Consider the following 7,833-nt stretch of genomic DNA (forward strand, 5'->3'; position numbering starts at 1 on the left):
AGGTCATCAGCGAAGTGCCGGTCGCCAGTGGCGTCGGGCACGTACTTCACACAGACAACGATCCTCAAGCTCACGCCAGCTCTCCTGCCTGGAGGTGGTTGGTAGGGGTGACGATATGGCACTCAGTACCCTCTGTAAAGGAACCTGGTGCCAGAATGGGGCTTCCGGTGCTACGTTCCCGGCATGACTGACGCGCGCAGACCAGCGAAGAAGGCCCCCATGCGGGAGGTGCTCGCCGAGGCGGCCTTCCAGCTCTTCCTGGAGCGGGGCTTCGAACAGACCACGGTGGACGACATCGTGGCGCGGGCCGGGGTCGGGCGCCGGTCGTTCTTCCGGTACTTCCCCTCCAAGGAGGACGCGGTCTTCCCGGACCACGAGCGGTGCCTCGCCGACGTGACCGCGTTCCTGGCGGAGGCCGGCGACCTGGAGCCGGTGGAGGCGGTGAGCGATGCGGCGCGGCTGGTGCTGCGCATGTACTCCGCCAATCCGGAGTTCTCCGTCCAGCGGTACCGGCTCACCCGCGAGGTGCCCGGACTGCGTACCTACGAACTGTCCGTGGTGCGGCGGTACGAGCAGACGATGGCCGGGTATCTGCGCGGCAGGTACGGGGAATCGGGCGACGGGGCGCTGCGCGCCGAGGTGATCGCCGCGTCCGTGGTCGCCGCGCACAACAACGGCCTGCGGACCTGGCTGCGTTCGGGCGGCGAAGGGGACGCGGAGGCCGCCGTCGACCACGCGCTCGGGATGGTGCGCCGGGTGTGGGGGAGCGGGGCGGACGGGGCCGCGGCCACGCCCTCGGCCGAGGGCGACGTGGTGGTGATGGTTGCCGCGAAGGGGGCTCCGATGTGGCGCGTGGTGCAGCAGATCGAATCAGCCATCGGGCAGGGCTGACCCTCTCGGAGCGGCTCGTTCTGGCACTGAGTGTCTTTACGTTTCGGCACTCAGTGCCCTATGGTGCGGACGCGCCGACGCGCAGGCGCGGCGCATCCGAGCCGAGCGCAGGGGGTCGAACGTGTCCCAGTCGTCGAATGGCACCGTGCAGACGGTGCATGAGGAAGCCGGCCTGAATTACCACCGGTGCCGCTGGTGCGGCACGGCCTCCTTCCGGAGGCTGCTGTGCCCGGTGTGCGCGTCGAGCGACCTGAAACCCGAACACAGCGCCGGTCCGGGCGTCGTGGTGAGGTCCGGCGTCGTCCATCGCTACACGGAAGCCGCGCGCAACGAGTCCCTCGTCCGGTTCCCCGAGGGCTTCGTGTTCCGCTGCCGTGTCGTGGGCGCGGCCCCGCACCGGGTGGCGGTCGGTGCGCGGGTGCGCCCGGTCGCGGGCGGCGCTCCGGATGCGGGCGAGGTGGTCTTCGAGCTCTGCGAACCGCCCGCGCACGACGAGTGGTTCTGACCGGCGCCGTGGCTCCTCGCGCCTGCGGGCCCCTTCGGCACGCCCGGCGGCGAACCAGCAGGACCAGTGGCAGGTGCACTTCTTCCTGACGGTGGCGCTGCGCGCCGAGGTCCGCGGCGGACTCGGCCTCCAGGGCGCCGTCGACGCCCCGAACCGGCACAACGACAGCTTCCCGAGCTCCTTCTACCCGCGCGGAATGTGCCCCGGCAGCGTCACCGTAGAGGCACGCATGGACCTGGAGGCCGTCGGGGAACTGCGCCGCCGCGGCCATGACGTCACCGTCGGCGACCCGTGGTCCGAGTGCCGGCTGTGCGCCGTGGCCCGCGCCCCGGAGACGGGGGTGCTGTCCGCGGCCGCCGACCCGCGGGGCCTGCAGGGCTACGCCGTGGGGCGCTGAGCGGCCACGTCCCCGACGTGACCAGGTCGTCGGGTCCGCGCTGCGGCATGATTGGCTGGAAGCATGATCGATGCATTCCTCACCGGGGACCTGACCGAGGTCGAGGCGGCGGTACGCGCAGCGGCCGCCGCCGAGATCATGCCGCGCTTCCGGCAGCTCGCCGCGGACGAGATCGTCGAGAAGAGCGGCCCGCACGACCTCGTCACCACCGCCGACCGCCTCGCCGAAGAACACCTGACCGCGTCCCTGACCGCCCTCCTGCCCGGCTCGGTCGTCGTCGGCGAGGAGGCGGTCCACGCCGACCCGGCGGTGTACGACGCCCTGGGCGGCGAAGCGCCCGTGTGGATCGTCGACCCGGTCGACGGCACCCGCCAGTTCGTCCGCGGCGAACCGGGCTTCTGCACCCTGGTCGCCCTCGCCCACCGCGGCGAACTCCTGGCCTCATGGACGTACGCCGCGGCCCTGGACGAGATGGCGGTCGCGGTGCGCGGCGGCGGCGCCACACTCAACGGCAGGCGGATACATTCCGGCTCGCCCGGAGCCGGGGCCTTGCTGAGCGTGGCGATGTCGCACCCCGACTACACCACCGATGCCCAGAAGCGCGCCCTGCTCGGCCTGCACACCGAAGGGATCGAGGCCCGCCCCTGCGGTTCGGCGGGCCTCGAATACCTCGATGTCGCCCGGGGCGACCAGGACGCGGTCGCCTTCAACTGGGAGTACGCCTGGGACCATGCGGCGGGCCTGCTGCTGGTCACCGAGGCGGGCGGCGCCCAGGCCACCCTCTCCGGCGCACCGTTCCGCATCGCCGGCGGCAACGCCCTGCCGTTCACGGCGGCCCGCGACGAGGCGACCGCCGAACGCGTCCTGAACGCACTCCGTGCCGGGGCCTGACCGGACCGAGCAGACAGGGCGCCAAATAGTTGACCGCGAACCGGAGTTCATGGCCCTGACGGCTCACCTCGCGCGGAGCGGGGCGGCGCCGCCACCCACCAGGCATACCGGGTGCCGCACTGGCACGGACCTGCCTGGTCACACCGCAGGCGATGGCGGCGGTACTGAAACACCTCGAGGAGCGCGGACCGGTCGTCCGTACGGCGCACCCACGGCATCGGAAGATGCTGGAGACCCGGCTCACCGAAGCGGGCCGCGAAACGCTCCGGCTCGCCGACGAGCAGGCGGTACGGATCGAGCGCCGGCTCGCCGAGGAGTTCGCCCCGGAGGAACGGGACGCCCTGCCCGCCCGCTGCGTCACGGCCATCGCGCGGGACTGAGCGGCTCCGCGCGCTCACCGCCCGCCCGGCCGGCTCACCTCACCCGCCGCAGGCCGCCCGTACGTCCCGTACGACCTGTGCGGCCAGCTCCACGGCCTCCTCGTCCAGCCCCCGCAGCGCCTCGCCGATCCGTTCGGTGTAGTGCGCCGGGGTGTCCGGCAGGGTGGCCGCGGCGGCCGACGCGCCCTTCTCGTTCAGGCACCAGGTGCGGTGGTGGGCGTGGAGGGACTGGGCGAGGATGCCGAACGCCCGCGACAGGCACAGGGAGACATGGAGAGTGTCACCGCCGGGAGCCGACTTGCGGGCGGCCGCCACCGAGAACTCCGCCTCCCACGCGGCCCCGACCAGCGCGGTGCGCAGCGGTTCCGGATAGACCCGGGTCTCTTCCTGAAGTGCCGTCAGCTCTCCTTGAGGATCGGAGAGTACGCGCCCCAGTGCGACCTCGCCGGGGTAGGCGGGGGACCAGAACCCGAGCGGATGGCCGGGCTGCACGCCCACTTCGAAGCGTCCCTCCCGGCAGTCCGCCCAGACCGTCTTCACCCGGTCCAGATCGCGCAGGATCCAGTCCACCGGGACACCGTCCACCCGCAGCCAGGCCCCGCCGTCGACCCATGGTCCCCACCCGCCGGGACCGGCGACCTCGGCAGGGGAACCCTGCATCTCGGACGCCAGCGCGGTCAGCGCGGCCACGTCGACGGTGCCGCGGTAGTACACGCCCAGATCCCAGTCGGAGTCCGGACGATGGGTGCCACGGGCCCGGCTGCCGCCCAGCGCGACGGCCCGGACGCCGGGCAGGGCGGTGAGCCGGGACGCCATGGCGGCGATGCGGGCCGGTACGGGTGTGGGGCGGGTGTTCGGAGTATTCATGGCCCGGCGACCCTACCCGGGACCGCGCCGTCGGTGCCGCGGAATATCCTGGGTGTCCTGGCCGTCGCCTGACGAAGGAGTCCGAAGGTGCCGTCGATGCTCGATGCAGTCGTTGTGGGGGCGGGCCCCAACGGACTGACCGCCGCGGCCGAACTGGCCCGCCGCGGCTTCGCCGTGGAGGTCTTCGAAGCGGAGGGGACCGTCGGAGGCGGCGCCCGTACCGAGGAGCTCACCCTCCCCGGATTCCGCCACGACCCCTGTTCCGCCGTCCACCCCCTGGGTATCGGATCGCCTGCGTTCGACGCGATGCCGCTCGCCCGGCACGGCCTGGAGTGGCTCCAGCCCGAGCTGGCGCTCGCCCACCCGTTCCCGGACGGCACGGCCGCCGTGCTCACCGGCTCGGTGGGGGAGAGCGCCATGTCGCTGGGGGCCCGGGACGCGGGCGCCTACCGCAGGCTCGTCGCCCCCTACCTCGGCCACTGGGACACCCTCGCCCAGGACTTCCTGCGCACCCCGTGGGACGGGCTTCCCCGTGACCCCTACCGCTGGGTGCGCTTCGGTCTCGATGCACTCCAGCCCGCTTCGCTGCTCTCCCGCCGCTTCGGCGGTGCGAAGGCGCGCGGCCTGTTCGCAGGGCTCGCCGCCCACGCCATCGCGCCCATCGGCGGCCTGGCGACCGGCGGGATCGCCCTGCTGTTCGCGCTGGCGGCACACGAGAAGGGGTGGCCCGTGCCGCGCGGCGGATCGCAGGCCGTCTCCGACGCCCTCGCCTCGTACATACGCGAACAGGGAGGCACGATCCGTACCGGCACGGAGGTCAAGCGGCTCGACGAGCTCCCGCCCGCCCGCGCCTACGTCTTCGACACCTCGCCCACCGCCCTCGCCCGCATCGCCGGCCTGGGCCACGCCTACCGCGGCTACCGGTACGGTGCGTCCTGCTTCAAGATCGACTATGCCCTGTCGGGCCCCGTCCCCTGGACCGCCGAGGACGCCCGGCGGGCGGGCACGGTCCACATCGGCCCCACGGCCGGCGAGATCGACGCCGCGCTGACGGCCGCGGTGGACGGCCGCGACCCGAGCGTGCCGTTCCTGATCACCGCACAGCCCAGCCTGGTCGACCCGTCCCGTGCGCCGGAGGGCCGCCATGTCTTCTGGGTGTACGGACATGTCCCCTCGAGATGGGAGGGCGACGCCACCGACGTCATCGAGAGGCAACTGGAGCGCTTCGCCCCCGGGTTCCGCGATCTGGTGCTCGCCCGCGCGGTGGCGGGACCGCCCGAGCTCGCGACGCGCAATGCCAACTACGTCGGCGGCGACATCGCATGCGGCGCGTTCTCCGGCCTGCAGACGGTGATCCGGCCCAAGCTCGCCCGCGTGCCGTACGCGACGGCGCACCCGGCCGTGTTCCTGTGCTCCTCGGCCACTCCGCCCGGCCCCGGTGTGCACGGCATGTCGGGCCACCACGCGGCGAAGGCGGTCTGGCGGCGCCTGCGGGCGGCCTGAACAGCAGGTCCCGCCCGGAACGCGCAGGGCCGCCCGGAGCGCCTGGGGTCCGGACCGAACTCTTCGCGCACCGACGTGCACCGGCGCTTCCCACCTGCCCGGCTGCTCAGATGCCGGGCAGGTCAACTCGGGTGTACGGAACACCGACACTGGTCCAGCCGGGAATGACGACCCTGACGGCCACCGAGCCCGTCGCGCCGGGCGGCGCCGTGACCATCAGATGGGTGTCCGAGACCACGGTGTAGGCGGCGGGCACGGCCCCGAACAGTACTGCGGTGGCGTACGTCAGCCCGGTGCCCGTGACAGTTACCGTGGTCCCGCCTGCCGAAGGCCCCTGATCGGGCGTCAGACCGGTGATGACCGGGGCCCCGAGGTATACGTATGTCACACGGTTGCTCGTGCCGCCGGGCGTGGTGACGGTGACCGGGACGGTGCCGACGGCACCCGGCGGTGCCACCGCTCGGATCTCCGTGGCCGAGGAGATGGTGTAGCTGGTCGCCGCCGTCGGGCCGAAGCGAACCGCGGTGGCCTGGAGAAGATCCGTACCGGTCAGCGTCACGCTGTTGCCACCGCCCACCTGCCCCGCCGCGGGTGTGACACTGCTGAGAACCGGGGCGCCGAGGTAGTAGTAGAAAACGGCTTGGGTACTGGTCCCTCCGGGCGTGGTGACCGTGACCGGAACCGGCCCCGGTCCGCCGGTGGGGACGACTGCCGTCACTTGGGTCGCCGAGACGACGGTGAACGAACTCGCTGCGCCGACCCCGAAGTGAACGGAGGTCGTTCCGGTGAGGCCGGTCCCGGACAAGGTGATGCTGTTGCCGCCCGAGAGCGGCCCCTGGGCCGGAGTCACACTGCCCAGAACCGGAACGGCGAGATACGTATAGGGAATCCCGGCGCTGGTGCCGCCCGGCGTGGTGATCGTGACATTGACGGTTCCTGCGGGCGCGGCGGGAGCGAACGCGGTGATCTGCGTCGCGGAGACGGCGGTGAACGCGGCGGCCACGGCACCGAAGCGGACCGAGGTGGCTCCGGTGAAGCCGGTGCCGGTCAGCGTGACCATGGTTCCGCCATCCACCGAACCCTGGTTGGGGGCGATGGAACTGATCGCGGGCGTCGCGATCGTGTAGGTGAAGCTCACGCCGTTGCTGGTTCCGTCGGGCGTGGTCACCGTGATCTGCACGGTGCCCGTACCGGCCGGGGCATCAGCGGTGATCTTGGTTGCGGACACCACGGTGAATGAAGCGGACGGAGTGCCGCCGAAGGCAACCGCCGTCGCACCGGTGAAGCCGGTGCCGGTCAGCGTGACGACCGTTCCGGCGGCTCCGGAGGAAGGGCTGCGCGTGGTGATGACGGGGGCCGCCGCGGCTGCCGACGGCCGCATGGTGTGAGGCGCCGGGCTGTCGGAGTGGTCCACAGTCGTTCTCCTGCCTGGTGATGTGATGCGCGGGGTTGTGGTCGGGACGCTGTGGACACGACGCAGAGGCGGGAATGTGGTGATCGGGATACCGCCCGAACCTTCCGGCCCGGCGACGACGAGCGGGTGGTGCCGAGCGGGATGCCCGCCCGGCCGGGCACTCATTGCCCCGGGCCGGGCGAGCATCAGGCATCGGATGCGGTACCGCCGCCGGGCGTCGGTCCGCATCGGCAGCCGGTGCCGCAGCCGTGGCGGATCAGATGCCGGGGCCTGCCGCATACGTGAAGGCGCCGGCATCCGTGGCTGTGCCCGCGGGGTTGGAGAGAGTGACGTCGACCGCACCGGCGGCGCCGGGCGGGGTGACGGCAGACACCGTCGTCGCGTTGACGACCGAGAACGGCGCCGCCACCCCGCCGAAGGTGACCTGGCTCGTCGCGGTCAGGTTGGTACCCGTGATGGTCACCGCGGTCCCGCCGGACGTCGGTCCGGATGCCGGAGTGATCCCGGCGATGGTCGGGACGTCGATGTACGTGTACGACAGGCCGTTGTTGGTGCCTCCGGCGGTCGTCACGCTGACGCTCACCGGCCCGGCTGCCGCACCTGCGGGCACGGCGACGCTGACCTGGCTGTCCGACAGCACCGTCGGCGTCACGGTATTGGCGCCGAAGGACACCCCCGTAGCGGTGGACAGGCCGGTGCCGCTGATGACGACGGTGTTGCCGCCCGCGGTGGGGCCCGAACTCACGCTCAGACCGGATTTGAACGGGGCGCCGACATAGAAGAACGGAAGCGGGTTGCTGGTACCGCCCGGCGTGATCACCGACACGTCGACCGTGCCGGAGCCGGCCGGCGAGACAGCGGTGACCTGAGTGGGCGAGACATTGGTGACATCGGTGGCCGGTTTGGTGCCGAAGAGCACAGCGGTGGTGCCCGAGAGGTTGGTGCCCGTGATGGTGACGGTGGTACCGCCACCGGTGGAGCCCTG

8 protein-coding genes and 1 pseudogene are annotated in these 7,833 nt (G+C 72.2%); 6 read left to right on the forward strand and 3 right to left on the reverse strand.

The annotated features are described in order from the left end of the window. Positions 1–219: 219 nt before the first annotated feature. From IE107_RS00005 to IE107_RS00025, 5 genes and pseudogenes are all read left to right on the forward strand, one after another. Positions 220–891, forward strand: a complete 672-nt coding sequence (locus IE107_RS00005; protein WP_189540535.1) for a TetR family transcriptional regulator — start codon at positions 220–222, stop codon at positions 889–891. A 145-nt stretch (positions 892–1,036) separates the two neighbouring features. Further along, positions 1,037–1,396 carry a Zn-ribbon domain-containing OB-fold protein gene (locus IE107_RS00010; RefSeq protein ID WP_229866620.1) on the forward strand — a complete coding sequence of 120 codons (360 nt, stop codon included), beginning with the start codon at positions 1,037–1,039 and terminating at the stop codon, positions 1,394–1,396. Positions 1,397–1,417: 21 nt separating this feature from the next. After that, a pseudogene (locus IE107_RS00015) lies at positions 1,418–1,793 on the forward strand (gamma-glutamyltransferase); the annotation flags it as partial. Between the two features lie 63 nt (positions 1,794–1,856). Next, the gene (locus IE107_RS00020) at positions 1,857–2,684 is read left to right on the forward strand and encodes an inositol monophosphatase family protein (RefSeq protein ID WP_189539611.1); all 828 of its coding nucleotides are present in this window, start codon (positions 1,857–1,859) and stop codon (positions 2,682–2,684) included. Positions 2,685–2,818: 134 nt separating this feature from the next. Beyond that, positions 2,819–3,064, forward strand: coding sequence for a hypothetical protein (locus tag IE107_RS00025; RefSeq protein ID WP_229866653.1), 246 nt, complete (start codon positions 2,819–2,821; stop codon positions 3,062–3,064). 39 nt (positions 3,065–3,103) lie between these two features. Here the strand turns inward: IE107_RS00025 and IE107_RS00030 are convergent, their stop codons facing one another. Next, positions 3,104–3,931 carry a nucleotidyltransferase domain-containing protein gene (locus IE107_RS00030; protein WP_189539613.1) on the reverse strand — a complete coding sequence of 276 codons (828 nt, stop codon included), beginning with the start codon at positions 3,929–3,931 and terminating at the stop codon, positions 3,104–3,106. An 87-nt stretch (positions 3,932–4,018) separates the two neighbouring features. Here IE107_RS00030 and IE107_RS00035 point away from each other — a divergent pair, with 87 nt between their 5' ends. Next, the gene (locus IE107_RS00035) at positions 4,019–5,434 is read left to right on the forward strand and encodes a phytoene desaturase family protein (RefSeq protein WP_189539615.1); all 1,416 of its coding nucleotides are present in this window, start codon (positions 4,019–4,021) and stop codon (positions 5,432–5,434) included. Between the two features lie 106 nt (positions 5,435–5,540). Here IE107_RS00035 and IE107_RS00040 read toward each other — a convergent pair whose 3' ends face one another. Together IE107_RS00040 and IE107_RS00045 are read right to left on the reverse strand one after the other, a co-directional pair. Then, on the reverse strand, positions 5,541–6,848 hold the full coding sequence (locus IE107_RS00040) for an IPT/TIG domain-containing protein (protein ID WP_229866621.1): 1,308 nt from the start codon (positions 6,846–6,848) through the stop codon (positions 5,541–5,543). Positions 6,849–7,104: 256 nt separating this feature from the next. After that, on the reverse strand, positions 7,105–7,833 hold a 729-nt coding region (locus IE107_RS00045; protein WP_189539617.1), incomplete at its 5' end, for an IPT/TIG domain-containing protein.

Origin of the sequence: Streptomyces gelaticus (assembly GCF_014649535.1) — a bacterium.
Classification (GTDB): domain Bacteria; phylum Actinomycetota; class Actinomycetes; order Streptomycetales; family Streptomycetaceae; genus Streptomyces; species Streptomyces gelaticus.